Origin of the sequence: Oerskovia sp. NPDC060338, assembly GCF_042726295.1 — a bacterium.
Classification (GTDB): Bacteria; Actinomycetota; Actinomycetes; order Actinomycetales; family Cellulomonadaceae; genus Oerskovia; species Oerskovia merdavium.
Map to the genome: position 1 here is coordinate 42991 of NZ_JBHXCQ010000016.1, position 25604 is coordinate 68594.

Here is a 25604-nt window from a genome sequence, read left to right on the forward strand (position 1 = left end):
GCCCGCCCGTGGACCGGTTCAGGCGGTCAGCAGGTGCAGCGGTCCGCGCGCCACGAGCCGGAGATCATGACGAGCGCCTCGTCGCCGAGCGGGTTGACCCCGGGCCCGGCCGCGAGGGCGTGCCCCACGAGCACGTGCAGGCACTTGACGCGCACGGGCATGCCACCTGCGGAGATGCCCGCGATCTCCTCGACGTGGCCGAGCGACTCGCGGGCCGCGAGGTAGTGCTCGTGCGCGCGGGCGTAGGCCGCCGCGAGCTCCTCGTCCTGCGTGAGGCGCTCCGACATCTCCTTCATCACACTGTTCGCCTCGAGCGTCGAGGCGCCCGCGACCGCTCCCGGGCTCGTCAGGTAGTAGGTCGTGGGGAAGGGCGTGCCGTCGGGCAGGCGCGGGGCCGTGTGCACCACGAGCGGGCGGCCGCACACGCAGCGCGCCGCGATCCCGACGACGCCGCGCGCCGGGCGACCGAGCTGCTCCTGCAGGACCTCGAGGTCCTCGGGGGTCACCTCGGGGCGGGACCGGTCGGCCTGGGGCACGACGGGCGCAGCAGGCGCAGCGTCGGTGCCGTCGGTGGCGGCCGTGGTCGTGTCCGAGGGGTTCCCCGGGACCTGGACGTTCTCCAGGTCGGAGGCGGCGGGGTGCGAGTCGTTCACGAGAGGTTCCGTTCTGCGGCGTGCGGTGCTGGTCCGGCGCCGGGTACCGGCGCTCTCCCATTGTCCCCGCTCCCCCGGGTGGTTCCGCAATCCGCCGTTTCAGCCCGTGGGCGTCGCGGGATCGGTCGGGGTGTCGCTCGCGGGCGGCGGGGTCTGCACGCCGCCCGTGGGGCTCGCCGACCCCGGCTCGGGCTGCTCGCCCGCGAGCTGGACCGAGCGCCACAGCGAGGTGTACCAGGGCGCACCGACGTGCCCCGCGACGTCGACCGGCCCGTCGGTCACGACCTGCCCCGTCTCGGGGTCCAGGTCGTCGACGACGGTGTCCGGGTCGACGACGCGCCAGGACCGTTCGCCCGGCATGACGTAGCTGAGCCGGTCGCGAGCCTGCGCGATCACGTAGGCCTGGTCGTCCCACCGGCCGAGCTCGACCTCGAGCGCGTCGCGCGTCGCCTGCGCCTCGGCCACGTCGGCGCGCAGCGCACGGAGCTCGCCCGTCTGGTTGACGTAGGCGCGCACCGTGGGCAGCAGGAGGATCACGGCCAGGAGCACGACGACGGACATCACCAGGGCGCGGACCGTCACGACCTCGGGGAGCAGCAGGCCGTACCTGCTCCGACGGCGGTCGGCGAGCGCGGGGGCGCGGCCTCCTGCCGTGCTGCGAGCACGCGGAGAACGGGACGACGACGGACGCGCGGCGGCGGGCTTCGTCGCCCCGGACCGGGCGCCTGCACCGCCCGGGGCCGGCGGCTTCTTCGTGCCGTTCCTCGCCGAGCCCTTGGCCGCGGCGGACGCCGAACCTGTCGGGTTCGCGCCCGTGGACTTCGGCGACTTCGGCAGCTTTCCCGCCGGCGCGCCCTTCTTGGCCGGCTTCGCAGCGCCTGACGCGCCCGACGCCGGACCGGACGTCCCCGTGTCGGCGCGTGACGTCGTCGGGCTGGAGCCCGGGCTGCGCGCGCGGCCCGACGACGAACGACCGTCCCCGCGCGATCCCGCGCCGCGACCGCCCGGGCGCGCCGAGGCGCCAGGGGTGGACGGGCGACGGTTCGAGGGCATGGTGCCGATTGTGCCGTCCCGCGGTCCCCGCCCGCCGCAGGGTCTGCGGCGTGCCGGGCAACGTGGTCGGATCCACACCAAGCGTTCACAACCCGCGCCCCCCTGACGTGTCGCGGCGGCGCGCTCCCCCGGGAGGTCACGCCGCCCGGACGCACGGACGCCCGGTGGTTCCGAGGAACCACCGGGCGTCCGGTCGCCGGCCGCGATCAGACCGCGGCTAGCAGGTGAGCGTCAGCTCACGCCTTCCAACGCGGGAACGCCGAGGCGCCGGCGTAGCGAGCCGCGTCGTCCAGGGCCTCCTCGATGCGCAGGAGCTGGTTGTACTTGTTGATGCGCTCGCCACGGGCGGGGGCACCGGTCTTGATCTGGCCGGCGTTGACGGCGACGGACAGGTCCGCGATCGTCGTGTCCTCGGTCTCGCCCGAACGGTGCGAGACCATCGCGGTGAAGCCGTTGCGCTGCGCGAGCTCGACGGCGTCGAGGGTCTCCGACAGCGTGCCGATCTGGTTGAGCTTGACGAGCAGCGAGTTCGCGGCCTTGAGCTCGATGCCCTTGGCGAGGCGCTCCGGGTTGGTGACGAACAGGTCGTCGCCGACGATCTGGACCTTGTCGCCGACCTCGGACACGAGCTGCGACCAGGCGCTCCACTCGTCCTCGGACAGCGGGTCCTCGATCGAGACCAGCGGGTAGTCCGCCACGAGCTGCTTGTAGTACGCGATGATCTCGTCCGAGCTCGTCGCCTTGCCCTCGAACTGGTACGCGCCGTCCTTGAAGAACTCGGTCGCGGCGACGTCGAGCGCGAGGCCCACGTCGACGCCCGGCTTGAAGCCGGCCTGCTCGATCGCGACGAGGATCAGGTCCAGCGCGTCGCGGTTGCTCGGCAGGTTGGGGGCGAAGCCGCCCTCGTCGCCGAGGCCCGTCGCGAGGCCCTTGCTCTTCAGCACGGACTTCAGGGAGTGGTAGACCTCTGCGCCGGTGCGCAGCGCCTCACGGAAGGACGTGGCGCCGATCGGGGCGACCATGAACTCCTGGATGTCGACGTTGGAGTCCGCGTGCGACCCACCGTTGAGGATGTTCATCATGGGGACGGGCAGGACGTGGGCGTTGGGGCCACCGACGTAGCGGTAGAGGTCCAGGCCCGAGCTCTTGGCTGCGGCCTTCGCGACGGCCAGCGAGACACCGAGGATGGCGTTCGCGCCGAGCTTGCCCTTGTTCGGGGTGCCGTCGAGGTCGATCAGGGCCTGGTCGATGAGGCGCTGGTCCTCTGCCTCGTAGCCGATCAGCTCGGGGGCGATCTCGTCGATGACCGCGTTGACCGCGTTCTCGACGCCCTTGCCCAGGTAGCGGGACTTGTCGCCGTCACGGCGCTCGACGGCCTCGAAGGCGCCGGTCGAGGCACCCGAGGGGACGCCTGCGCGCGCAAAGGTACCGTCGTCGAGAACGACCTCGACCTCGACGGTGGGGTTTCCGCGCGAGTCGAGAATCTCGCGTGCTCCAACGGCTTCGATGCTTGCCACGGTTGCTCCTTCAGGCTGCTTCCAGGTCCGGAGCGCAGGGCAGGCGACGATGGCGGTCGGGCGCGTCCGGGGTTGTCGCAACCCAGCCTAGTGGTCGGGAACACATAGTGCTCCCGTCGTCGGCACGTGGACACGATCGCCCGCATGTCGACCGCCCGCGGTCGCCGGGCGTCCGGCGTGCGTCACCCCCGTGGCGCGCTCGCGCTCTTCTCGGCCGCCACGACCGCCTGCTCGACCTCGCGCAGCGCGCGCCGCAGCGCCGTCTCGGCGTCCACGCCGTCGGCCTGCGCACGACGCACCACGTCGAGCAGCTCGTGCCCGTAGGCCCGCTCGGCAGCGTCGACCGGCGCCCCGCCGGGGGCACCCTCGTCGCCCGCGGTCAGGCCGTCCGCAGTGCCCGACGGCGCCGCTCCCCTCCCGGGCCGCGCCTCGCCCGGGGCGGGGGACGGGACCGACGGGAGCTCCGTCGTCGGACCGGGATCCGCGACGAGCCCGGCGCGCTCCGCGCGGGACAGGACCTTCTGCGCGCGGGCCAGCGCACCCTGCGCGAGCGGGATCCCCTCCAGGACCGACTCGCGCTGCTTCTCCTGCTGCTTGATCTGGTCCCACTGGGCGTAGAGGGCCGCGTGGCCGTCGCCCGTGGCGACCGCGGTGTCCGCGAACACGTGGGGATGACGCCTGACGAGCTTGGCGACGAGGTCGGCCGCGACGTCGTCGACCGTGAACGGGTCGACCGGGTCCTCGCTCGCGATGCGCGCGTGGAACAGGACCTGCAGCAGCAGGTCGCCCAGCTCCTCGCGCACGCCCGCGCGGTCTCCCGTCTCGATGGCCTCCGCGAGCTCGTGCGCCTCCTCGAGCAGGTAGCGCACCAGCGACTCGTGGGTCTGCTCCCGGTCCCACGGGCACCCGCCGGGCGAGTACAGGCGGTCCATGACGGTGACGGACTCGCGCAGGGGGTCGACGGGGCTGGACGGCTCGCTCGTGGTCATGCGCCCATCGTAGGAGCGCGGACCGGAGGGCCCCCGGGACGGGGACCCTCCGACCTGACGGCGTCGGCTACTTCCAGGTGTCGTTCAGGGTCACGGCCCCGTTCGCCCCGACCGTCGCGGTGCGGTTGGCCCCGCTCTCCCAGACCACGTTCCCCGCGCCGTCCTTCTTGATGTACTTGTACTCGAAGGTCGTCCCGGCGGGCAGGTCGAGCGTGAGCTTCCAGACGGGGTAGCTCGCGGCCGAGAGCTGCTTGGCCGAGGCCGGAGCCCACGAGCCGAGGGCCGCGATGCTGCCCACGACGTAGACGTTCTGACCCAGGACCGTGGTGGCGTTGACCGAGAAGCTGGCGTCTCCCTGGGTGCCGCCGCCCTCGCAGGGGTTGCCCGCCGTGATCGCTCCGCCGGCGACCTGGACGTGCTGCCCCGTGAGGCTGAAGTCCTTGCCGCCGTTGTTGTCCCAGGTGCCCGACCCGTTGGTGAACGCAGCCGTGACGGTCGCCCCGTTCGTGGGGATCTCGCGGGAGACCCAGCCCGTGCAGGCCGCGGCCATGTCGACGCCGGGGGCCGTGGTCCAGGCGCCCGCACCGACCTTGTAGTGGACCTTGTACGCGTTCCACCCCTTCGAGGTCGAGTAGTAGACCGTCGTGGTCGTGTCGACCGGCAGCGCGCCGGTGGTGGCCGTGGCCGCGGCGCTCGCCGCCGACCTGTTCTTGGCCGCCGACCCGTCGATCGCGGTGACCGTGATCGAGTAGGCGGTCGAGGCCGTGAGACCCGTCAGGGTGGTGGACGTGCCGGTCACGGTCGTCTTCACGGTCGTGCCGCCCGCTGTGCGGGACACCTCGTAGGTGAGGGGCGAGGCGCAGTCGTCGGTCGACGCGGCCCAGGTCACCGCGATCGAGGTCCCGGCCGCGGTGGCCTTGACGTTCTGGGGGACGCTGGGCGCGGTCGTGTCGTTCGCGCACTCGGGCTGGGTCGTCTTGAGCTTCCCGACATGCAGCGCGAGCGCCCCGTACGCGGGGACGGTCGCGGTGAAGGTCCCCGAGGCGCTCACGGTGTAGGTCTTGGAGCAGTCCTTGGCCGCCACGACGTCGCAGTAGGTGTTCGCGGGCAGCGAGGTCTGGTAGGTGCGCGTCACGGCGGAGGCCGTGTTGTTGATCGCCACGTAGCCCTTGGCCCCACGGCCGTAGGCGATGTTGTTGTTGCCGTCGTCCCACCAGTTCGTCACGGACGTGCCCTCGACCGTGTTGTGGAAGCCGACCATGCCGGCGATCTCGGTCCAGCGCTGCGTGCAGGTCCAGGCGCTGTTGGAGCAGCTCGCGTCGGGGACCGACGTGCTGGTGGCGCCGGGGGCTCCGGCGTCCTTGTCGGTCCACGTGTAGCCCGTGTAGACCGAGGGCGAGCCGTAGGGCCAGGAGAGCATGAAGGCGTTGGCGAGCTTGTACTTGGCGCCCCACTTGTAGTTCATGGTCTCGCCGTTGCGCTCGGTGTCGTGGTTGTCCACGAAGACTCCGGCACGGTCCGAGGTGAGCAGCCCGTTGCCGATCTCGTCGAGGCTCGCGATGCTGCCGTCGAAGCGGCTCTTGAGCGTGCGCGCGTAGTTGAACTCGTGCGAGTCCCCGCTGCCCAGGTACTCGGAGGGCTGGATGGGCTCGCCCGCGGCCCCGATGACCTCGTGGACCCAGTAGACGTTCGGGTTGGTGAGCTTGGCCTTGATGGCCTCGAGGTCTGCGGCCGGGATGTGCTTGGCCGCGTCGAAACGGAAGCCGGCGACGCCCAGGCCGATCAGGTCGTTCATGTAGCCCGCGATCTTGCCGCGCACGTAGTCCGAGCCCGTGCGCAGGTCCTGGAGCGAGACGAGGCGACAGTTCTGGACGTTGTACCGGTCGCCGTAGTTGGTGATGTTGGCGCGGCAGTCGTTGAAGTCGTTGGCGCCGTACGGGACGCCGGGGAAGTTGTCGACCGAGTAGCTGGTCCCTCCCGTGCCCGTGCCGGACCCGGTGTCCGCGCCGGCCGTGTGGTTGACGACCGCGTCCACCACGATGCCGACGCCGGCGGTCTTGCAGGTGCTGACCATGTTCTGGAACTCGGCGCGGTTGCCGAGCTTGGACTCGATCTTGTAGCTCACGGGCTGGTAGGAGGTCCACCACGCGGTGCCCTGGATGTGCTCCTGGGGCGGCGAGACCTGGACGTAGCCGAAGCCGGCGGGCCCGATCGTGCTGGCGCACTCGGCCGCGACCGAGTCCCAGGTCCACTGGAACATGTTGAGGACGACGTTCCCCCGACCGTTGTCGGACGCGACCACGGGCGACGGGGTCGGCGCCTTGGCCGAAGCCGGCACCGCCCCCGCCGCGAGGCCCGACGCGATCACGGCGAGCGCCGTGAGCCCGGCGAGCACCCTGTGCCGTGGCTTCCTGCGGACCGGTCTCCCGGTTGTTCGGCTGAGCATCATTGCTGCGTTCTCCGTTCGGTGCTGCGTACAGCCCCGCGTCGGTGCGTGGCTGCCCGTCCGCGCCCCGGCATCGGTGCCGGTGCGTTACCGCTCCCCCTGTTCCCCCTGAACCGGCCTGACCGCCGGCCGAACCCGCGTCTGTCACCTTTGCAGAGAATTGCGAGTTCTTGCTGAAAGATTACACAGACCCGAGGGACGTGTCTCCCTTTCCGGACATGCAAGAAGGTTGCGGGTTCTCGGGCAGGGCGCGGGCACCACGAGAAAGAGGGTTCTTGTCGAGGCAGAGGTCCACAGGCCTCTGTCTCGACAAGAACCCTCTACGTCGACGGGATCTCGCTGCGCCGCCACCGTGCCCGACGGCGGGACGCACCTCAGGGCAGCGTCGGCACCGCCGCGAGCAGCTCGCGCGTGTACGCGGCTGCCGGACGGGTCAGCACCTCGCGCGTGGGGCCGGCCTCGACGACCTCTCCCCCGCGCAGCACCACGGTCTCCTCGCACAGCTGCCCGACGATCGCCATGTCGTGGCTGACCAGGACGAGCGTGAGACCCAGGTCGCGCTGGAGCCCGCGCAGCAGGTCCATGACCTGCTCGCGGACCGACACGTCGAGCGCGCTCACGGGCTCGTCGCCCACCAGGACCGACGGCGAGGGCGCGAGGGCCCGCGCGATCGCGATGCGCTGGCGCTGACCGCCCGAGAACTGGGCCGGGTACTTGGTCCGGACGTCGGGGTCGAGCCCCACCCATCCCAGGACCTCGTCGACGCGCGCCGACACGTCGCCCCCGACCCGGAGCGAGCGCAGCGGCTCGGCGACGATCCGGGCGACCGTCATGCGCGGGTCGAGAGACGTGCGCGGGTCCTGGAGGACGACCTGGACCTCTCGCCGGTACCGCCGCATGAGCGCGCGGTCCCGACGGTCCAGGGGCGCGCCACGGTAGGAGATGGTGCCGCTCGTCGGGCTGTCGAGCCCGAGCAGCAGCCGCAGGAGGGTCGACTTCCCGGCTCCCGACTCGCCGACGATCCCCACGCTGCGCCCGGCCCGGACCGTGAGGTCGACGCCCGCGAGCGCCGTCGTCGGGGGCGTGCGGCGCGACCCGCCGAACTCGCGCCGCGCGCGGTCGAGCGCGATGAGCGGGACGGCGTCGCCTGCCGGCCCGTCACCGGGGACGGGCCGGTCGCCGCTCAGGGGCTGGTCGCTCATCGGTCCTCCAGGATCGGCAGGTGGGTCACGGCGCGCGCCGCGGTGAGCAGCGAGCGCGTGTAGGGGTCCTCGGGCGCGTCGAGGGCGCGTGCGACGCTCGTGGCCTCGACGACCTTCCCGTGCCGCATCACGACGAGGTCGCGCGTGACGCGGGCGACCACGGGCAGGTCGTGCGACACGAACACCAGTGCCGTCCCGGTGCGCTCGATCAGGTCGTCGAGCAGCGCGAGGATCTCGGCCTGGACGGTCACGTCGAGCGCCGTGGTGGGCTCGTCGGCGATCAGCACGTCGGGCTCGCACGCGAGCGCCATGGCGAGGCACGCGCGCTGGCGCTGCCCGCCCGAGAGCTGCCACGGGTAGGACCCGAGGATGCGTTCGGTGTCGTCGAGGCGCACCAGGCGGCACAGGTCCGCGGCGAGCTCGGCGGCCCGGGCGCGCGAGACCTTGCGGTGCAGGCGCAGCGGCCCGGCGATCTGCCGGCCGATCGTCATGAGCGGGTCGAGCGCCGTGAGGGGCTCCTGGAAGACCATCGCGATGCGCGCCCCGCGCACGCGGCGCAGGGCCTTCTCGCCCAGGGGCAGCAGGTCGGTCCCGTCGAGCAGGACCTGTCCGGTCGCGGTCATGCCGTCGGGCAGCAGCCCGAGGATCGCGGCCGCGGTGAGGGACTTGCCCGAGCCGGACTCGCCGATCACACCCAGGCGCTCGCCGGGTGCGACGCGCCAGCTCACGCGGTCGAGCAGCACCCGGCCCGACGACGTCGCCACCGTCAGGTCGCGCACCTCGAGCCCGGCGGTGCTCGTCGTGGGGGTCGCGGTCATCGGTCGCCTCGCAGGCTCGGGTCGGTCTTTTCGCGGATACCGTCGCCCAGGAGGTTCAGGCCGAGCACGGTCCACGCGATGAGGAGCCCGGGCAGGATCGCCCCGAGCGGCTGGACCGCGACGGACTTCTGGGCGGCGCTGAGCAGCCGCCCCCAGGACAGGGCCGACGGCGAGCCGAGGCCCAGGTAGGACAGCGACGCCTCGGCGAGGATCGCCCCGCCCGCGAGCAGCATGAGCTGGACGAGCAGGGTGGGGGCCACGTTGGGCAGGACGTGGCGGAGGATCGTCCCCCACCATCCGGTGCCCGACGCCGTCGCGGCCGTCACGTAGTCCTCGCGCAGCACGCGCGCGGCGTTGACCCGCGTGACGCGCGCGATCACCGCCGCCCCCGAGATCCCGATCGCGACGATCGCCGAGGTCAGCGAGGCCCCGCGGACCGTCACGATGAGCATGGCCAGCAGCAGCGTGGGGAACGCGATCATCAGGTCGATCACGTTGAGCAGCGCGACGTCGGCCCACCGGGTGGTCGCCGCGGCGACCACGCCGATCGTGATGCCCAGGACGCCCGCGATGACGACCGAGGCGATCGCCACGGTCATCGCGACCGTCGCGCCGCCCATGAGCTGGCTCAGCAGGTCGCGTCCCAGCCGGTCGGTGCCGGCCCAGAACTGCGCGCTGGGCCCTTCGAGCCGTCCACCCGTGCCGGCAGCGCCCGCACCCACGTCGTAGGGCGTCCAGAAGATCGCGACGACACCGACGAGCGCGACCAGCCCCACCATGACGAGACCCGCGACGAACGACGGGCTGACGCTCCGTCGTCGGGCACGCGGGGCCTCCCCCGCGCCGCCCGACACGTGCGGCGCGAGCGACTCCTCTACCTCGATGCGGCCCGCAGCGGCCCCGGGGATCTCCCCGCCCAGGTTGATGCTCATCGTGCGCCTCCGAGGGCCGAGCCGGCGCGCAGCCGGGGGTCGATCCCGCGCTGGGCGAGGTCGACCAGGAAGTTCGTGACGAGGACCAGGGCCGTCAGCCCCAGGACGAGGGCCTGCACGACCGGCAGGTCGCGCCCCTCGACCGACGACACGAGGAGCGTGCCGAGGCCCGGCAGCGCGAAGACGTTCTCCACGACCACGGCCCCCAGCAACGACGTCGCGAGCTCGATGCCGAGGATCGCGACGACCGGGACCGCGCCGTTGCGCAGACCGTGCCGCGCGAGGGCGTGCCACCGGCCGTAGCCGAGCGAACGAGCCGTGCGGACGTAGTCCTGGTCCAGCACGTCGAGCGTCGCCGAGCGCACGTAGCGGACCATGACCGACGACATCGCGATGGCCACGGTCGCCACGGGCAGGACCAGCGACCGCACGGCCGCTGCGGGGTCCTCCCAGCCCTGGCGGGGGAACCCGCCGGGCGGCAGGACCCCCGCCTCGAGCGCGAAGATCCACACCAGGATCACGCCGACCCAGAAGACCGGCACCGCGACGCCCAGCTGCGACACGGCCGAGACCGTGACCCCCACGACGCCGCGCCGACGGACCGCCGCGACCACGCCGAGAGGCACCGACACGAGCACCGAGACCACGAAGGCCGCGAGGCTCAGGGGCAGCGTGATCGGGAGCTTGCTCGCGATCAGCTCGCCCACCGGGAGGCGCGAGACGAACGACGTGCCCGCGCTCCCCGAGAACAGTCCCGCGACCCACTGCCCGTACTGCGTCCACAGGGGCTGGTCGGTGCCGAGGTCGGCACGCAGCTGCTCGAGCTGGTCGCTCGTCGTGCCCACGCCGAGCGACGTGCCTGCGCTGTCCCCCGGCAGGAACCGGAGGACGGCGAAGACCACGACGCTCGCGAGGACCAACGACAGCAGCAGCGTGCCGACGCGCGTCAGGAGGTAGCGGGACATGGGTGCTCGGTCAGCCTTCCCGCACGATGTCGGCGACGTAGAAGCTCTCCGTCACCTGGTTCACCGGGAAACCCGTGATCTCGGCGCGCGCGACCCGGATCTGCGGGTCGAGGTACAGCCAGGCGCTCGCCGCCTCCTGCCCGATCGTCTCGTTGACCTGGGTCAGCAGGGCCGTCTGCTCGTCGGTCGTGGTCGCCTGGTCGGCGTCCGCGACCCACTGCTGGACGTCCTTGTTGTCGTAGCCCCAGTAGAAGTCCGGGTTGGCGTACCAGACGACGTCGCGCGGGTTCACGTGGCCCATGAGCGTGGTCTGGAAGTCGTGGTCCGTGTAGATCTTCTGGTACCAGGTCGCGTCGTCGACCGGGTTGAGCGTGAGCGTGACGCCCACGGCCTGGAGGTCGGCCTGGAGGAGCTGGGCGATCGTCTCGGACGGGTCGCCCGCGACGTAGTCGACCGCGATCGTCAGGTCGCTCACGCCGGCCTGCGCGAGCAGGTCCTTCGCGGCCTGCGGGTCGTACGCGTGCACGTCGGCCTGGTCGACGAACCACGGGTCGGTCGGGGGGACCATCGAGCCGATGACCTGGCCGTAGCCGTCCCACACGGCGTCGAGCACCTTCTCGCGGTCGATCGCCTTGTACAGCGCCTGGCGGACGCGGACGTCGTCGAACGGCGCGACGCGGTCGTTGAAGGCCCAGATCTGCTTGGTCGTCGACGTGCCCTCGGTGATGGTGAACGCGTCGTTCCCCTCGAACTGCACGAGCTGGTCCGGGGAGTCCTCCGCGATGACCAGGTCGAGGTCGCCGGTCAGCAGCGCGTTGTTGAGCGCGGTCGTGTCCTTGAAGAAGCGGAACGTGACACCCGAGTTCTTGGCGGGGGTGCCCCAGTAGTCGTCGTTGCGCTCGATCGTCAGGTGGTCGCCCTGCGTCCACTCGACGAACCGGTACGGGCCCGTGCCGTTCTCGCTCGACAGCTCGGTGTCACCGTCCTGCACGATCGTCACGGACGCGAGGTAGAACGGCAGCGACTGGCTGCGGCGCGACAGGTCGAGCTGGACCGTGGCGTCGTCGGGCGCCGTGATCGAGGAGATGACCGACAGGTCGTTCTTGCGTGCGCTCTTGGACTCGGGCGCGATGGTCTGCGAGATGCTCCAGACGACGTCCTGCGCCGTGAGGTCCGACCCGTCGTGGAAGTGGACGCCCGGCTGCAGGTGGAACGTGTAGACCAGGCCGTCCTCGGACACGTCCCAGTCCTTCGCGAGGGTCGGGACCACCTGACCGTCGACGTCGACCGAGGTCAGGCCCTCGAAGACGTTGCGGGTCATGGTCTGCGAGACGCCCGAGCTGCCGCCGACGTTGCGGACGAGGCCCGTGGGCTCGTTGGTCGAGCCGATGACGATCTCGGCGTCGGCTCCGGCCGCGGAGCTGCTGCTCGCGCCACCGGACCCGCCCGAGCCGCACGCGGCGAGCAGGAGGGTCGTCGCCAGGACCGCGGCGGCTGCCTTGAGGGTTCTCATGGGGGTTCTTCCGTTCCAGGAGGTGCAGCACGGCTGCACGGGGACCACCCCGGACGCGGCCGGTGGCCGACGGACGGTGTGGTGAAGGGGTTCGTGGAGCGTCGGCGGGGCTGTGGCGAGAGATACGCGGGGAGCCGGTGGCCGAGGAGGCCCGGGGACGTCGCTCGTTGGGGGACCGTGCGGGGGCACGGTCGGCACGAGGGGTCGACGACCGAAGGGCCGGGGAAGGATCAGACCTGTGCGAGAGGGGCGGTCACGTCGGGATGGTCCCGCGACGGACGCCGCCTGTCAGCGGCTGTTCAGAGACAGCGACAACAGCGGGCGGCGCTCGTCGAGCCGTGCCGTCCGGTGCTGGGGGTGCGCGTGGAAGCGCTCAGGTCGAGAAACATGATGCGACAACTATCTCACCTACCGTGCGGTCTGGATATGCACCGACGGTGTGGTGGTGGTCACGTCGACCGCCACCACACCGGAGACGGCTACCGCTTCGTCGTCCCCACCTTCGCCGCCGCGCTGACGTCTCCCGTGATGACCGCGTCGATGAGCTGGCGCGCCCAGGCGAGCACCTCCATGCCCCGCAGCGGACGGCCACCGATGCGCGCCGTCGTCGGGAAGGGCACGAGGAACGCGCGGATCGCGGGCTTGAGCATGGTGCCCGGGTAGAGCCGCTTGAGGCGCAGCTCCGCGGACTCCGGGAGGTCGACCGGCGCGAAGCGCACGAACTTGCCCTGCGCCGTGACGTCCGCGAGCCCCGCGCGGCGCGCGTGGTTGCGGAAGTCGGCGACGGCGAACAGCGCCTCGACGACCTCCGGGAGCGCGCCGTAGCGGTCGACGAGCTCGGCCCGCACCTCGGCGAGCGCGGGCTCGTCCTGGGCCGCCGCGATCTTGCGGTACGCCTCGAGGCGCAGGCGCTCGTGCGCGATGTAGTCGTGAGGGATGTGCGCGTCGACCGGGAGCTCGATCGACACCTCGGGAGCTTCTTCCTCGACCTCGCCCTTGAACGACGCCACGGCCTCCCCGACCATGCGCACGTACAGGTCGAAACCGACGCCCGCGATGTGCCCCGACTGCTCGCCGCCCAGGAGGTTGCCCGCGCCGCGGATCTCGAGGTCCTTCATGGCGATCTGCATGCCCGCGCCCAGGTCCGTGTTGGCGGCCATGGTCGCGAGGCGGTCGTGCGCGGTGTCCGTCAGGGGGCGCTCGGGCGGGTACAGGAAGTACGCGTAGGCGCGCTCGCGCCCACGACCCACGCGACCACGGAGCTGGTGGAGCTGGGACAGGCCCAGCATGTCGGCGCGCTCCAGGATGAGCGTGTTGGCGTTGGAGATGTCGAGGCCGGTCTCGATGATCGTGGTGCAGACCAGGACGTCGAGCTCCTTCTCCCAGAACGCCGTGATCGTCTGGTCGAGCTGGGACTCGCTCATCTTGCCGTGCGCGACGCCGATACGGGCCTCGGGGACCAGCTCCCGCAGACGCTGGGCCGTGCGGTCGATCGTCTCGACCTTGTTGTGCACGTAGAAGACCTGGCCCTCGCGGAGCAGCTCGCGCCGGATCGACGCGGAAATCTGCTTCTCCTCGTACGCGCCCACGTACGTGAGCACGGGGTGGCGCTCCTCGGGCGGGGTCGCGAGCGTCGACATCTCGCGGATACCCGTGACGGCCATCTCGAGCGTGCGCGGGATGGGGGTCGCGCTCATCGCGAGCACGTCGACGTTGGTGCGCAACTGCTTGAGCGTCTCCTTGTGCTCGACGCCGAACCGCTGCTCCTCGTCGATGATGACCAGGCCCAGGTCCTTGAACTTGATGGACCCGGAGATGATGCGGTGCGTGCCGATGACGACGTCGACCGAGCCGTCCTTGAGCCCTTCTACCGTCTCCTTGGACTCGGCCTCGGTCTGGAAGCGTGACAGTGCCTTGACCGTCACGGGGAACGCCGAGTAGCGCTCGGCGAACGTCTGGAAGTGCTGCTGGACCAGGAGCGTCGTGGGGACCAGGACTGCGACCTGCTTGCCGTCCTGCACGGCCTTGAACGCCGCGCGGACCGCGATCTCGGTCTTGCCGTACCCGACGTCGCCGCACACGAGCCGGTCCATGGGGACGGGCTTCTCCATGTCGGCCTTGACCTCGTCGATCGTGACGAGCTGGTCGGGCGTCTCGACGTACGCGAACGCGTCCTCGAGCTCGCGCTGCCACGGGGTGTCGGGGCCGAACGCGTGCCCCTGCGTGGCCATGCGGGCGCTGTAGAGGCGGATGAGCTCGCCCGCGATCTCCTTGACGTGCTTGCGCGCCTGGCTCTTGGTCTTGGCCCAGTCCGAACCGCCCATCTTGTTCAGGCTGGGTGACTCGCCGCCCGTGTACTTGGTGACCTGGTCGAGCTGGTCGGACGGCACGAACAGGCGGTCGCCCGGCTGGCCGCGCTTGCTGCTCGCGTACTCGATCACGAGGTACTCGCGCGTCGCGGCGTTGCCGCCCGTGCCGAGCGTGCGCTGCACGAGCTCGACGAACTTCCCCACGCCGTGCTGCTCGTGCACCACATAGTCGCCCGCGCGCAGCGCGAGGGGGTCGACGACGTTGCGCCGCCGCGAGGGCATCTTGCGCATGTCGCGCGTGCTCGACCCCTGGCGTCCCGTGAGGTCCGACTCGCTGAAGACCGCCAGCTTGAGCTCGGGCGCGACGAACCCCGGCCCCACGGGCGCGGGCGTCACGAGCACCACGCCGCCCTCGGGCTCGGTGTCGATCGACGCGACCAGGCGGGCCGCGGTGTCGACCGCGGAGAGCTGCTCGGTCATGCGGCGTGCGGGGCCGTGGCCCTCGGTCGTCAGGACCAGGCGCCAGCCGGCGTGCTGGAGCGAGCGCAGGTCGTCGAGCGCGCGCTCGACGTCCCCGCGGTAGGACTCGACGTTGCGCGCGGGCACGGTGAAGGTGGTCACGCCGTCCGTGCCCATGCCCGACGTCGGGCCCTCGCCTCCGGGGAGCTCGTCACCCGGGTGCGAATCGCCGTCGGGGGTCGCGCCCTCGTCGAGGCCGAACGGGCTGAGCGTCCACCACCCGAGGCCGCGACGCTCGGCGACGTCGTGGACGTCGGCGAACGTCTCGAACGACGCGGCCGAGAGGTTGATCGGGGTCGAGCCGCCTGCGGCCGCACCGGTCCAGGCGGCGGCAAGGAACTCCTCGGTCGTCGCGACGAGGTCGTGCGCGCGGCGGCGCACGCGCTCGGGGTCGTTGATGATCAGCAGCGCGTCGTCGGGGACGAGCTCCAGGACGGGCAGCATGCGGTCCACGAGGACGGGCGCGAGGGACTCCATGCCCTCCACGGCGATGCCGGCGGCGAGCTTGTCGAGCATGTCGGTCGCTCCGGGGAGCGTCTCGATCAGCTCCGCCGCGCGGGCGCGGACCGCGTCCGTGAGGAGGATCTCGCGGCACGGCGGCGCCCACACGCCGTGGTCCGCGATCTCCAGGCTGCGCTGGTCCGCGACCGCGAACCAGCGGATCTCGGTGACCTCGTCGCCCCAGAACTCGACGCGCAGCGGGTGGTCCTCGGTGGGCGGGAACACGTCGAGGATGCCGCCGCGCACCGCGAACTCGCCGCGCCGCTCGACCATGTCCACGCGCTGGTACGCGGCCGCGCTCAGGCGCTCGGCGACGTCCGTGAGGTCGGCCGTCTCGCCCGTGCTCAGCTCGACCGGCTCGAGGTCACCCAGGCCCTCGACGACCGGCTGGAGCAGCGCGCGGACCGGCATGACCAGGACGCGCACCGGGCCCGACTGGCTGATCTCGCTGGTCGGGTGAGCGAGGCGCCGGAACACCGCGAGCCGCTTGGCGACCGTGTCGCTGCGCGGCGACAGACGCTCGTGCGGCAGCGTCTCCCACGCGGGCAGGACCGCGACCAGGTCGCCCAGCTCGTCGGGCAGGTAGGCGCGCACGCTCGCGGCGAGCTCGTCGGCCTCACGACCCGTCGCGGTCACGACGACGAGGGGCCGGGAGCCCTGGGCGGGGGCGCCCTTCTCGGCCCCGGCGGCATCACCGGTCGCGGTCGCACCCGCCATCGCCGCGAGCAACGGCGGGCGCACGCCGACCGGTCCGACGACGTCGACGGCGCCCCGCAGGCGCACGTGCTCGACGACCGCGCGCGCGGTCGGGTCGGCCAGGAGGGCGGGCAGGATTCCGGTGAGGTTCATGAGTTCCTTCGAGCAGGTCACCGACGGCGTGGCAGGGCGCCCACGGGCAAGCGCCCGGGCAGGTGTGGACACCGTTCGACGCGACCCGCAGCGAGAGGCGGGCGCGCCGGAACAGCACGAGCGGCCCGGACCGAGGTGGAGACGGTCCGGGCTGGGGGTGCGAGCACCAGGTTACGCCGAGGGACCGACACCTTGCCGTGTCCGGTCGCGGCGGACCATCCATCGATGACACGTGTCGTTTCACCCCGCGTCGACGTTGACGCCGACGTCGGGCCGACCACTAGCCTCGATACTGACGGCGGAACGGTCACGCCGAGCGACCGAGAGCACCGAGAGCACCGACGGGGAGGGGGCCGGGCGATGAAGCCGCCACCCGCCACGCACCTCGTCGAGATCACCGCGTCACGCGCTGCCCCGCGGAACTTGACGTGCACGGGGGCCAGAGCATGACCGCCTCCGTACCGGGATCCCTCCTGTTCGGCCCCCGCGCACTGCTGGTCAGGTGGGCCGTCGCTCTCGCGGTCGGTTTCGTGGCGCTCTACTGGTGGGCGGTCCGGACCTCGGCGGGGCAGCGCCAGGACATCCTGGTCTTCGCGGACGCCCAGGCACTCAACCAGGCCCTCGCCCCGGTCGCGGGGGCTCTGCGTCCCGGTCTGCCGGCAGCGGTCGGGCTGTTGGTTCTCGGGCTCGGGGCGATCTCCGCCTACCGTCGCCGCTGGCGCCCGCTCGCCGCGGCGGCGGTCGTCGTCCTCGTGTCGGTCGTCCTGTCGGAGACACTCAAGGAAGACGTGCTCGAGCGTCCCTATCTCGGTGACCTCGGCTACACGGTCAACAGCTTCCCTTCCGGTCATGTCACCGCGGCCACGGCCCTCGTGGTGGCGACGCTCCTGCTCTGGCCGCCGGCGCTTCCTCGCGGCGCCCCCTGGGTCGCGGGTGGCGTCGTGCTGGCCGCATGCGTGGCATCGGTCGTCGGCCACGCGCACAGACCGAGCGACGCCCTCGCATCGGTCCTGCTCGTCGGCTCGGTGACCTGCCTGACCTGCGCGCTCCTGCGCGTCCCGAGAAAGGCGCCGGCGTGACCGGTGCACAATCGGACCGTGTGCGCCGTCCTCTGGGAGGGCGCCGACCGAAAGAGGTAGGACATGACACGCTTCATCGTGGTCGGGGCAGGGATCATCGGGCTCGCGACAGCGGCCCGGCTCGCGGCCCGCGGGGACGAGGTGACGGTCCTCGAGAAAGAGGCGGACGTCGCCGAGCACCAGACCGGCCGCAACTCCGGAGTGATCCACTCGGGTCTGTACTACCCGCCCGGCAGCCTCAAGGCGACGCTCGGTACCGCGGGGGCGCGGTCCATGACGGAGTTCGCCGAGGAGCACGGGATCGCGGTCGAGACGTGCGGCAAGCTGGTCGTCGCCGTCGAGGAGGACGAGGTCGCACGGCTCGCGGTGCTGGCTGAGCGTGGACGGGCGAACGGCGTGCCCGTGCGTGAGATCTCCGCGGCCGAGGCACGCGAGTACGAGCCCCACGTGGTCTGTCGTGCGGCGCTGCACGTCGAGAGCACCGGCATCGTCGACTATCGCGGCGTGTGCCGAGCGCTGGCGGACCAGGTGCGCGCCGGCGGCGGCGAGATCCTGTTCGGACGGGCCTTCCGCGGCGCCCGGACCGAGGGCGACCGCGTTCGGGCATGGGTGGATGTCCTCGACGGAGGGCAGCGCGAGGAGATCGTCGCCGATGCCCTGGTCGTCTGCGGCGGCCTGCACGCGGACCGGCTCGCTCGGGCATGCGGTCTCGAGCCCGAGGCGCGCATCGTCCCGTTCCGCGGTGAGTACTTCGAGCTGGCACCCCAGGCGGCCGAGCTCGTGAACGGACTCATCTACCCTGTGCCGGATCCCCGCTTCCCGTTCCTCGGTGTGCACCTGACCAAGATGGTGGGGGGCGGAGTCCACGCCGGGCCGAACGCGGTTCTCGCCCTGGCACGCGAGGGCTACAGGTGGCGTGACGTGTCGCCCGCGGACGTCGCAGACGCCCTGACCTGGCCCGGCCTGTGGCGTCTCGGGGCACGCAACTGGGTTCCAGGTGCCCGTGAGGTGGCACGTTCGATGTCACGCTCTCTCTTCGCATCGTCGCTCGCCCGCCTCGTCCCCGAGATCGGTCGCGACGACCTCACTCCCTCGCCCGCCGGCGTCCGTGCCCAAGCACTTCGACGTGACGGCGGGCTCGTCGACGACTTCCTGATCCAGACGGTCCCCCGGCAGGTCCACGTGCTCAACGCTCCGTCCCCTGCGGCCACGGCCTCGCTCGAGATCGCCAAGCACATCGAGCGTGAGCTCGATGCGGGTATCGCGGCATGAACGCGCAGAGCGGCACCTCACGGCGCGTGCTTCCGCTCCCGGCAGACGTCCAGGATCTCTGGCTCCGACTGCAGACCCGCGTCGTCGAGGCGGTGCGGTGGCGGGTCGGCTACTACACCGAGCTCATGCTTCCGCCGTTCCCGGCCGGCGGCATCGCCGGACCGGTCGCCACGCTGCGCCAGCACGTGGTGTCCGACGGCGAGGGACGCATCGAGCTCGAAGGATCCGCCGGCATCCTGTTCTGGAACCCGTTGCTCGAACCAATGACCACGACGGCGGAGTACGCGCGCTGGCTCGCGGTGCGCAACCGGATGTTCAAGGAGAGCAGGGGGCCGTACTCGATCGCGATCGCGACGACGGACGACGACCAGTACGTCGGCGAGCTGACGATCTTCCCCCTGCGAGACGTCCCGCAGACGGTCGAGCTGGCCATCGCGCTTCGTCCCGCGTTCCGCGGGAAGGCGTTCGGCCGGGAACCGGTCGAACTCGTCCTGACCTGGCTCCGAGAGACCCAGCAGGTCCACCGCGTCGTCTCGCGCCACAACGTGCTCAACAGACCGGCCTGCTTCATGAGCACCTCGCTCGGTCTCGAGAAGGAAGGCGTCATGCGCAGCGCCTACCACGCGACCCCCGAGGACGACGTCCGGTGGCAGGACGCCTGCCACCACGGGCTGGTCCTCGACATGCCGTCTCCGTAGGCACCGGGAAGCCTGCAGGCGCTCAGCCGCGATCGAGGAGCAGGAGCCAGTCGCCGTCCCCCGCGGCGTTGGCGCCGGGGGTCGTCATGTCCGCCGTCAGGGCGACCTCCACGAGTGCACCCGACGTCGGGTCGAACCACCGCGCACGGGTCACCTCCGGGACGAGCGAGAGGTCCAGGGAGAGCCTGCGCGCGGTGGGGACGTAGACGACGGCGAGGTCCCCCGCCGCGCTACGGGCCGACGTCGCCCGGTCGGACTCGAGAACGTCGGCGAACCCGCCGTCCTGCGTCCCTCGGGTGGTCGCCTCGCCGCCGCCCTCGACCAGGAGCGCGTCGTCAGCGTCGGGGACGAGGTCCCACCACCGGATCGACGAGAACTGCGCGTGGATCAGCTGGAGCTGCTCGACGGCGGGAGTGTCCGTCACCGACTCCCAGTCGTCGCTGAACTGCCACACCGAGCGGTGACCGTACGCGGCGCCGGTCCCACCCGACGTGTAGGTCCAGAGCATCTGACGGCGGAGCGTCTCGTCCGTCGTCGGCGGGCCGCCCTCGTTGTTCTCGGACTCGAAGTTCGCCTCGATGAGCATGACCGGCGCGATGCCGCGCTCGTAGGCGGTCAGGACCGGGCCGTAGGAAGGTCGGTAGGTGTAGGCGGCCTCGAGCTGGTAGACACCACGCCAGGCAGGGTTGTCGTAGGACGTCGAGTCGGTGTTGTAGTACTGGACCGTCACCAGGTGCCGGTCGCCACCCGCCCGAAGCCCGTCGACGAAGGCGAGCATCTCGGCGTCATACCGTTCCCAGTCCTCCGGGCGGTAGTCGACCCCCATGAGCCACACGATCCCCGGGGTGGCCGCGTAGCGCTCCCCGATCGCCCGGCCCATCGCGCTCGCCTGGTCCGCACCCCACGCGTGCCCCTGCTGCTCGGCCGCGACGCCGGCCCCCGAGGCCGCGAGGAAGACCGTGATCCCGTTCTCCCGTGCCACGGCAAGACGACGGTCCAGCTCTGCCCAGTACTCCTCGACGAACGTGACGCCGTCGTCCTCGAACGGGCGCAGCCCGTCCACCGTGGCCATGGACTCACCATCGAGGCCGATCCAGGGCACCGGAGTCATGAGCACCGCGTTGAAGCCCTGGGCGTGCCGACGGGCCATGTGCGCGGCGAACTCGTCGCCGTCGAGACTCTGCATCGCTGCCCAGATGGTCTCTGCGTGGACCAGGAGGGGATCGCCCCGCTGGTCGACCAGGTGCTGCCCGTCGGCTCCCGCGACGACCGGCAGGCCCTCCGTGGACCAGGTGCCCGTCGGCGCCGACGGCGGAGCGCTCTCGGAGCGTGCCGGTGCCGACGACTGCGGTCCGGCGGTGCTCGGTCCCGTGGTGAGGCTCGGCTCGCGCTCCTGGGGCCCGCCGGTGCACGCTCCGAGCAGCAGGGCGAGGAGGAGCGCGCCGACCGCTCGCGTGCGCATCGTCATCGTCTCACCGCCGCACGGGCGCGCTCGAGCGTCCGGGCGATCCGCAGGGCAGCCCGTCCAGCAGCGTTCGCCCCGTACACGATCTTGCCCACGGGCAGTCGGCCGGGGTAGAGCGCAGAGGCTTGTGGATAGGTCTGCGGGTTGGCGCTGGAGTCGAACTGCAAGCCGCTCTGCTCCATGTGCCGGATCTCGGAGAGCCGCCCCAGGTTGCCGACACCGAACCTCGAGAACCGCTCGTCGTAGGCGTCGCGCATCCCGAACCACCGGTCCCCCGCACGGAGATCGATGGTCGAGAACACGGTGACGTCCCCGGCGCGCAGCTCACCGACGAAGAGCTCGCCGGCGTCCCGCAGACCGTCGGTCACCTCGGCGAGCCAGCGTGCGCCGTCCGGACGCGTCGCCACTCCTTCGCCTCCGCGCGCGACGTCGCCCTTCCATCCCCGCTGCTCGAGCGCGATGAAGTCGACGATCGCCTGCGGGTCGTCAGAACGGTCCGACCAGGTGACGCGGCCGACATCCCGGGCCAGGCCGGACAGCGACCGGTTGAGCGACTTGCGACGACTGCCCGACAGGTGCCCGAGCATCGTGGCGTCGATGGCCACCGGCGGGCCCGACGCCGGCCGGTCGACCGGACCCGAGTCCGCAGAACCGTGCGCAGGCAGGACCGCCCCCCGTTCGCCCCGGTGTCTGACCAGCACGTTCGAGCCCCCGACGGCAGCGACGAGGCCGTCCCACGCCGGACCGTCGAGCCGCTGCTGCTCGACGATGACGACGACGGGCGCACCGTGCACCCCACGACCGACCTCCGCCAGGATCTCTCGAGACGCCTCGAGATGCCGTCCTCGCCGCAGCAACGGCGTCTGGAGGTCCACCACGGTGGAGCCGAGCGGGGGCCCGGTGCTGCGCACCACCACCCCCGTCCGCGAGCGCCTCTGGACGTACGGGAGGACGCCGCACAGCCCGTCGTCGTCCCGGACGAGGACGACCCAGGGGTCGACGTCAGGACGAAGCCGACGGTGCGTGGTGCGCAGGAAGTCGACGTCGAAGTAGGGGTTCGGTTCGACGGCGTCTGACGAAAGCCCTCGCCATGCCTGAGCGTCCTGCGCACCGACGTCCGACAACCGGACGGTCTCCGACCTCACGATCGGCTCCTCACCCCGGAGCGGCGGTACTGCTCGACGTAGTCTCCCGCGACCCGCTTCCAGCTGTAGCCTGCCGCCCGGACCCGGCCCGCGTCTCCCAGGCGGTGGGCCAGGACGGGATCGCCCACCACCGCGGTGATCGCGGCGGAGAGGCGCGCAGTGTCCTCCGGGTCGACGAGCAGGCCGTCGACCCCTGACGTCACGAACTCCGGCGGTCCACCGTGCGTCGTCGCGATGACGGGGAGGCCTGCACGCCAGCCCTCGAGGATCGCGATGCCGAAAGCCTCGGCACGGCTGGCGACCACGAGCAGCTCCGCGCGGGACATGCACTCGACGACCTGGGGCCGTTCGAGCGCACCGGTGAACAGTGTCCGGTCGTCGATGCCCAGGTCGCCGACCAGCCGCTCCAGACTGCGCCGGGCAGGGCCGTCCCCTGCGACGACGAGTCCCACGTCGTCGGGGAGCGACGCCGCGGCAAAGGCCTCCACGAGAAGATCCATGCCCTTGTTGTCGACGAGCCGACCGATACCCAGGACGTACCGGCCCGGGAGTCCCGCCGGCGCAGCCCCCCCGGGCTCGTGCAGGTCGATGCCGTTGGGGATCACGACCACGTCGGCCGGCTCGATGCCGTACGACGTGAGGTCGTCGGCGGCATACCTGGAACAGGCGGTCACTGCCGCAGCTCGGCGCAGGGACCGCCGGAGCGCGGCAGGAAGCAGCCTGGACGACTGGAAGACCTCGTCGGCGTCACCGAAGGTCTCACCGTGCGTGGTGACGACGAACGGGATCCGGTACGCGCTCGCCACGGCCGATGCCCAGACACCGTTGGGGCCGAAGCAGTGCACGTGGAGCAGTCGCGGCGAATCCGCGCGCATCGCCCGACGCCACTCGGCGAGTGCCTGCGGGGCTCTCCGGGCGAAGGACAGGACGGCGCGCGGGGAACGAGCGGGCAGCGGGCACGGCAGGTAGCGCACGACGATCCCGTCGACCTCGGAGGGAGCCCCCACGTCGCTCTGGTCGACGGCCCAGATCGCGACGGAGACCCCTTGCGCTCGCAGCTCCCGCGCGACGTTGAGCACGTGCTCCTCGACACCGCCGAAGCGAGGGAGGAACGAGCTCGTCACCAGCACGACGTCGGTCATCGGTCAGGTCTCCACCTCGTCGTCCCGTGTCTCGTTCGGCTGCCGATCGCCAAGCCACCCCAGGCCAGGAGCATACGTCGTCGGTCTGCGGCTGTGACCTCGACGGGCAAGATTCACCCGTGCCACCCGACCCCGATGAGAGAGAATCGTGACCATGGCGTTGCACCGTCGAGCGCCCTGTGTCAAGAACCTCGAGGAGCACCGTGCCGACACGGCTGACCATAGCCACTCTCGCTTCTGCTGCCCCGATGGGGGCACAGGTCTACGAGGAGGAGATAGCGCGGCGAGCGCCGCAGGTGGCCCCCGAGCTCGACGTCCGCCGGACCGTCGTGCGGAGCCTCCGGTCCGATCTGCCCGGGACTGATCGGCTGCCGGCGTGGGTCCTCGGCGCCGCTCCCTCCTCGGTGCGACGCGCGGCCGGGAGGCTCGTCTATCCGCGGAGCGGGCTCGTCCATCGGATGGGTCTCTCGCTCCCGCCCGCCCCAGGGCCAGAGGTCGTCACCATCCACGACACGGTCGCCTGGCGATTCCCGGACGAAGGTACCCCCGAGCCGCACGCGGCCGTCGAGGCGCGACGCGCCGCCGCCGTCGTGTCCGTCTCTCGGTTCTCCGCCGACGACGTGGCCGAGCGCCTCGGGCTCGAGCACGTCGACGTCGTCCACAACGGCGTCGACGACGCGTTCTTCCACGCCGAGCCCCTGTCGAAGGACGACCTGGCGCGCCTCGGAGTCGAGCGCCCCTATGTGCTGCACGCGGGAGGCTCCTCGCAGCGCAAGAACCTCGACGGTCTCGCTGCGGCCTGGCGCCTCGTGGAACGCGCGGTCCCCGACGCCCTGCTCGTGCTCTCCGGCCCGCCGTCGACGCGACGCGACGCGCTGTTCGGCCCCTCGCGGACGGCGACGCGCGTCGGAAGGGTGCCCTCACGGCTCGTTCCGGGCCTGGTCGCCGGTGCGCGCGCCGTCGTGGTGCCGTCGCTGTACGAGGGCTTCGGGCTGCCTGCGATCGAGGCCATGGCCTGCGGGGTCCCGGTCGTCGCCGCCGACCGGTCGTCGTTGCCGGAGGTCTGCGGGGACGCCGCACTGCTCGTCGAGCCCGACGCCGACGGGATCGCCGAAGCACTGATCGCGGTGCTCCGGGGCGAGGTGCCGCTCTCGGACATGATCGAGCGTGGTCGCGCCCGAGCGCGCAGCTTCACGTGGGAGGCGAGCGCGACCAAGCACGCCGAGATCTGGCGGCGCGTGCTGGCCGCCGCCTGACTCGGGAGCGCAATTCACCCCGTCCGCGGTGCTACGAACCCCGTCACTTGGCTATCGTTCCCTGTGTGTCCTCCTCCACTCCTGCGGTGCGTGTCGCCGGCCTCGGCAAGACCTATCGCATCGGTCTCTCGGGCGACCGTCCGACGACCGCCGTCGAAGCAGCGCTTCGCTGGGCACGCAATCCGGTCCGTCGCGGGTCGCACGAGCTGTTCGACGCGCTCGACGATCTGACGTTCGACATCCCGTGGGGCGAGGCGACCGGCATCATCGGACGCAACGGCGCCGGGAAGTCGACACTGCTCAAGGTCCTGACCAGGATCACTGCCCCGACACGCGGCCGGATCGAGCTCAACGGACGCATCGGGTCGCTCCTCGAGGTCGGGACGGGCTTCCACCCGGAGCTGACCGGCCGCGAGAACATCTACCTCAACGGCGCTCTGCTCGGGATGACGCGTGGAGAGATCCGGCGACACTTCGACGAGATCGTCGACTTCTCGGGAGTCGCGCAGTTCCTCGACACGCCCGTCAAGCGGTACTCCTCCGGGATGTACGTCCGCCTCGCCTTCTCCGTCGCGGCACACCTCGAGACGGAGATCCTGGCGATCGACGAGGTCCTGGCCGTGGGAGACGCCGAGTTCCAGGCGAAGTCGCTCGCGAAGATGCGCGACGTCGCGAAGGACGGACGAACCGTCCTGTTCGTGAGCCACCAGGTGCAGACGGTCACCGCACTGTGCACGTCGGCGATCTATCTCGACAAAGGACGCCTGGCGTACGAGGGAGACGTCGCGGGCGCGCTCGACCTGTACCGGCGCAGCTTCGAGAAGTTCGCCCTCGAACAACGGGACGCCGGCACCCGGCCTGGATCGGGAGAGCTCCGGGCGATCGACGTGGAGATCGGCGAAGACCAGCTCGAGCCCGACGGGGAGAAGACGATCCTCGTCCGGGTCGGTGCCAACCCGAAGCTCATCGGGAGCTACTTCGTGTCCTGCCACATCAACGACGTCAACGGCAGCGTCCTCGTGCAGTGCGACTCGCGCGTGGTCGGCGGGTGGTACGACGCCGCGACGGAACACACCATCCGGCTGACCGTCCGGACGCCCTGGCTCAAGCCCGGCCGCTACACCGTGGACGTCTTCGTCTGCAAGACCGGTGTCCTCGACGCCTGGGAGGGCGCAGCCGGCTTCGAGGTGCTCCCGCACAACCCGTACCCCGAGCTGGCCGGCGACGAAGCGCTGACCAAGGGGCTCGTCCTCGCCGACTTCGACTACAAGGAGGACTGAC

At 71.6% G+C, this 25604-nt stretch carries 19 protein-coding genes; 5 read left to right on the top strand and 14 right to left on the bottom strand.

Annotated features, from left to right (window positions below):
* Positions 1-26 precede the first annotated feature (26 nt).
* The 11 genes from ACFWGN_RS18760 to mfd form a co-directional block, all read right to left on the bottom strand.
* Complete coding sequence (locus tag ACFWGN_RS18760; RefSeq protein WP_318244329.1) at positions 27-536, bottom strand: DUF501 domain-containing protein; 510 nt, start codon at positions 534-536, stop codon at positions 27-29.
* Positions 537-752: 216 nt separating this feature from the next.
* Positions 753-1706, bottom strand: a complete 954-nt coding sequence (locus ACFWGN_RS18765) for a septum formation initiator family protein (protein WP_377619005.1) — start codon at positions 1704-1706, stop codon at positions 753-755.
* Positions 1707-1942: 236 nt separating this feature from the next.
* Positions 1943-3223: a phosphopyruvate hydratase gene (gene eno, locus ACFWGN_RS18770; RefSeq protein ID WP_377619007.1), complete on the bottom strand. Its 1281-nt coding sequence runs from the start codon at positions 3221-3223 to the stop codon at positions 1943-1945.
* A gap of 182 nt (positions 3224-3405) precedes the next feature.
* Positions 3406-4212, bottom strand: a complete 807-nt coding sequence (locus tag ACFWGN_RS18775) for a MazG family protein (RefSeq protein WP_377619009.1) — start codon at positions 4210-4212, stop codon at positions 3406-3408.
* A 67-nt stretch (positions 4213-4279) separates the two neighbouring features.
* On the bottom strand, positions 4280-6607 hold the full coding sequence (locus ACFWGN_RS18780) for a carbohydrate-binding module family 20 domain-containing protein (RefSeq protein ID WP_377619011.1): 2328 nt from the start codon (positions 6605-6607) through the stop codon (positions 4280-4282).
* Between the two features lie 425 nt (positions 6608-7032).
* Positions 7033-7860, bottom strand: coding sequence for an ABC transporter ATP-binding protein (locus ACFWGN_RS18785; RefSeq protein ID WP_377619013.1), 828 nt, complete (start codon positions 7858-7860; stop codon positions 7033-7035).
* Positions 7857-8678 carry an ATP-binding cassette domain-containing protein gene (locus tag ACFWGN_RS18790; RefSeq protein WP_377619015.1) on the bottom strand — a complete coding sequence of 274 codons (822 nt, stop codon included), beginning with the start codon at positions 8676-8678 and terminating at the stop codon, positions 7857-7859. The genes ACFWGN_RS18785 and ACFWGN_RS18790 overlap by 4 nt, the downstream gene beginning before the upstream one ends.
* A complete protein-coding gene (locus ACFWGN_RS18795; RefSeq protein ID WP_377619017.1) occupies positions 8675-9610 on the bottom strand; it encodes an ABC transporter permease in 936 nt (311 codons plus the stop codon). The genes ACFWGN_RS18790 and ACFWGN_RS18795 overlap by 4 nt, the downstream gene beginning before the upstream one ends.
* Complete coding sequence (locus tag ACFWGN_RS18800; RefSeq protein WP_056645730.1) at positions 9607-10575, bottom strand: ABC transporter permease; 969 nt, start codon at positions 10573-10575, stop codon at positions 9607-9609. Before ACFWGN_RS18800 ends, ACFWGN_RS18795 begins: the two co-directional genes overlap by 4 nt.
* Positions 10576-10585: 10 nt before the next feature.
* Entirely contained in the window at positions 10586-12088 is a 1503-nt protein-coding gene (locus tag ACFWGN_RS18805; protein WP_377619019.1) for an ABC transporter substrate-binding protein, read from the bottom strand.
* 479 nt (positions 12089-12567) lie between these two features.
* On the bottom strand, positions 12568-16266 hold the full coding sequence (gene mfd / locus ACFWGN_RS18810) for a transcription-repair coupling factor (RefSeq protein ID WP_377619020.1): 3699 nt from the start codon (positions 16264-16266) through the stop codon (positions 12568-12570).
* Between the two features lie 446 nt (positions 16267-16712).
* On the opposite strand from mfd, the gene ACFWGN_RS18815 reads away from it, so the two are divergent.
* From ACFWGN_RS18815 to ACFWGN_RS18825, 3 genes are all read left to right on the top strand, one after another.
* Complete coding sequence (locus ACFWGN_RS18815; protein ID WP_377619021.1) at positions 16713-17345, top strand: phosphatase PAP2 family protein; 633 nt, start codon at positions 16713-16715, stop codon at positions 17343-17345.
* Positions 17346-17408: 63 nt separating this feature from the next.
* Positions 17409-18617 (top strand): L-2-hydroxyglutarate oxidase, encoded by a 1209-nt coding sequence (gene lhgO, locus ACFWGN_RS18820; RefSeq protein ID WP_191800366.1) that lies wholly within the window; start codon positions 17409-17411, stop codon positions 18615-18617.
* Entirely contained in the window at positions 18614-19315 is a 702-nt protein-coding gene (locus tag ACFWGN_RS18825) for a GNAT family N-acetyltransferase (RefSeq protein WP_377619023.1), read from the top strand. Before lhgO ends, ACFWGN_RS18825 begins: the two co-directional genes overlap by 4 nt.
* A gap of 22 nt (positions 19316-19337) precedes the next feature.
* On the opposite strand, the gene ACFWGN_RS18830 is transcribed toward ACFWGN_RS18825, so the two are convergent.
* From ACFWGN_RS18830 to ACFWGN_RS18840, 3 genes are read right to left on the bottom strand one after another with little or no spacing between them, the layout of a single operon-like run.
* A complete protein-coding gene (locus ACFWGN_RS18830) occupies positions 19338-20783 on the bottom strand; it encodes a DUF4038 domain-containing protein (protein WP_377619025.1) in 1446 nt (481 codons plus the stop codon).
* On the bottom strand, positions 20780-21925 hold the full coding sequence (locus ACFWGN_RS18835) for a GNAT family N-acetyltransferase (RefSeq protein ID WP_377619027.1): 1146 nt from the start codon (positions 21923-21925) through the stop codon (positions 20780-20782). Before ACFWGN_RS18835 ends, ACFWGN_RS18830 begins: the two co-directional genes overlap by 4 nt.
* Positions 21922-23067 (bottom strand): glycosyltransferase family 4 protein, encoded by a 1146-nt coding sequence (locus ACFWGN_RS18840; protein ID WP_377619029.1) that lies wholly within the window; start codon positions 23065-23067, stop codon positions 21922-21924. Before ACFWGN_RS18840 ends, ACFWGN_RS18835 begins: the two co-directional genes overlap by 4 nt.
* A 248-nt stretch (positions 23068-23315) precedes the next feature.
* On the opposite strand from ACFWGN_RS18840, the gene ACFWGN_RS18845 reads away from it, so the two are divergent.
* Both ACFWGN_RS18845 and ACFWGN_RS18850 read left to right on the top strand, forming a co-directional pair.
* Positions 23316-24323: a glycosyltransferase family 1 protein gene (locus ACFWGN_RS18845; RefSeq protein ID WP_191800376.1), complete on the top strand. Its 1008-nt coding sequence runs from the start codon at positions 23316-23318 to the stop codon at positions 24321-24323.
* Positions 24324-24388: 65 nt separating this feature from the next.
* Positions 24389-25603 carry a polysaccharide ABC transporter ATP-binding protein gene (locus tag ACFWGN_RS18850; protein ID WP_082608444.1) on the top strand — a complete coding sequence of 405 codons (1215 nt, stop codon included), beginning with the start codon at positions 24389-24391 and terminating at the stop codon, positions 25601-25603.
* The last annotated feature ends 1 nt before the right edge of the window (position 25604 follow it).

Excerpts from the sequence above, each read along its gene's own strand:
- ACFWGN_RS18765 (WP_377619005.1), bottom strand. The coding sequence starts at position 1,706 with ATGCCCTCGAACCGTCGCCCGTCCACCCCTGGCGCCTCGGCGCGCCCG.
- ACFWGN_RS18775 (WP_377619009.1), bottom strand. The coding sequence starts at position 4,212 with ATGACCACGAGCGAGCCGTCCAGCCCCGTCGACCCCCTGCGCGAGTCC.
- ACFWGN_RS18785 (WP_377619013.1), bottom strand. The coding sequence starts at position 7,860 with ATGAGCGACCAGCCCCTGAGCGGCGACCGGCCCGTCCCCGGTGACGGG.
- ACFWGN_RS18790 (WP_377619015.1), bottom strand. The coding sequence starts at position 8,678 with ATGACCGCGACCCCCACGACGAGCACCGCCGGGCTCGAGGTGCGCGAC.
- ACFWGN_RS18795 (WP_377619017.1), bottom strand. The coding sequence starts at position 9,610 with ATGAGCATCAACCTGGGCGGGGAGATCCCCGGGGCCGCTGCGGGCCGC.
- ACFWGN_RS18800 (WP_056645730.1), bottom strand. The coding sequence starts at position 10,575 with ATGTCCCGCTACCTCCTGACGCGCGTCGGCACGCTGCTGCTGTCGTTG.
- ACFWGN_RS18805 (WP_377619019.1), bottom strand. The coding sequence starts at position 12,088 with ATGAGAACCCTCAAGGCAGCCGCCGCGGTCCTGGCGACGACCCTCCTG.
- mfd (WP_377619020.1), bottom strand. The coding sequence starts at position 16,266 with ATGAACCTCACCGGAATCCTGCCCGCCCTCCTGGCCGACCCGACCGCG.
- ACFWGN_RS18815 (WP_377619021.1), top strand. The coding sequence starts at position 16,713 with ATGACCGCCTCCGTACCGGGATCCCTCCTGTTCGGCCCCCGCGCACTG.
- lhgO (WP_191800366.1), top strand. The coding sequence starts at position 17,409 with ATGACACGCTTCATCGTGGTCGGGGCAGGGATCATCGGGCTCGCGACA.
- ACFWGN_RS18825 (WP_377619023.1), top strand. The coding sequence starts at position 18,614 with ATGAACGCGCAGAGCGGCACCTCACGGCGCGTGCTTCCGCTCCCGGCA.
- ACFWGN_RS18830 (WP_377619025.1), bottom strand. The coding sequence starts at position 20,783 with ATGACGATGCGCACGCGAGCGGTCGGCGCGCTCCTCCTCGCCCTGCTG.
- ACFWGN_RS18840 (WP_377619029.1), bottom strand. The coding sequence starts at position 23,067 with ATGACCGACGTCGTGCTGGTGACGAGCTCGTTCCTCCCTCGCTTCGGC.
- ACFWGN_RS18845 (WP_191800376.1), top strand. The coding sequence starts at position 23,316 with ATGGGGGCACAGGTCTACGAGGAGGAGATAGCGCGGCGAGCGCCGCAG.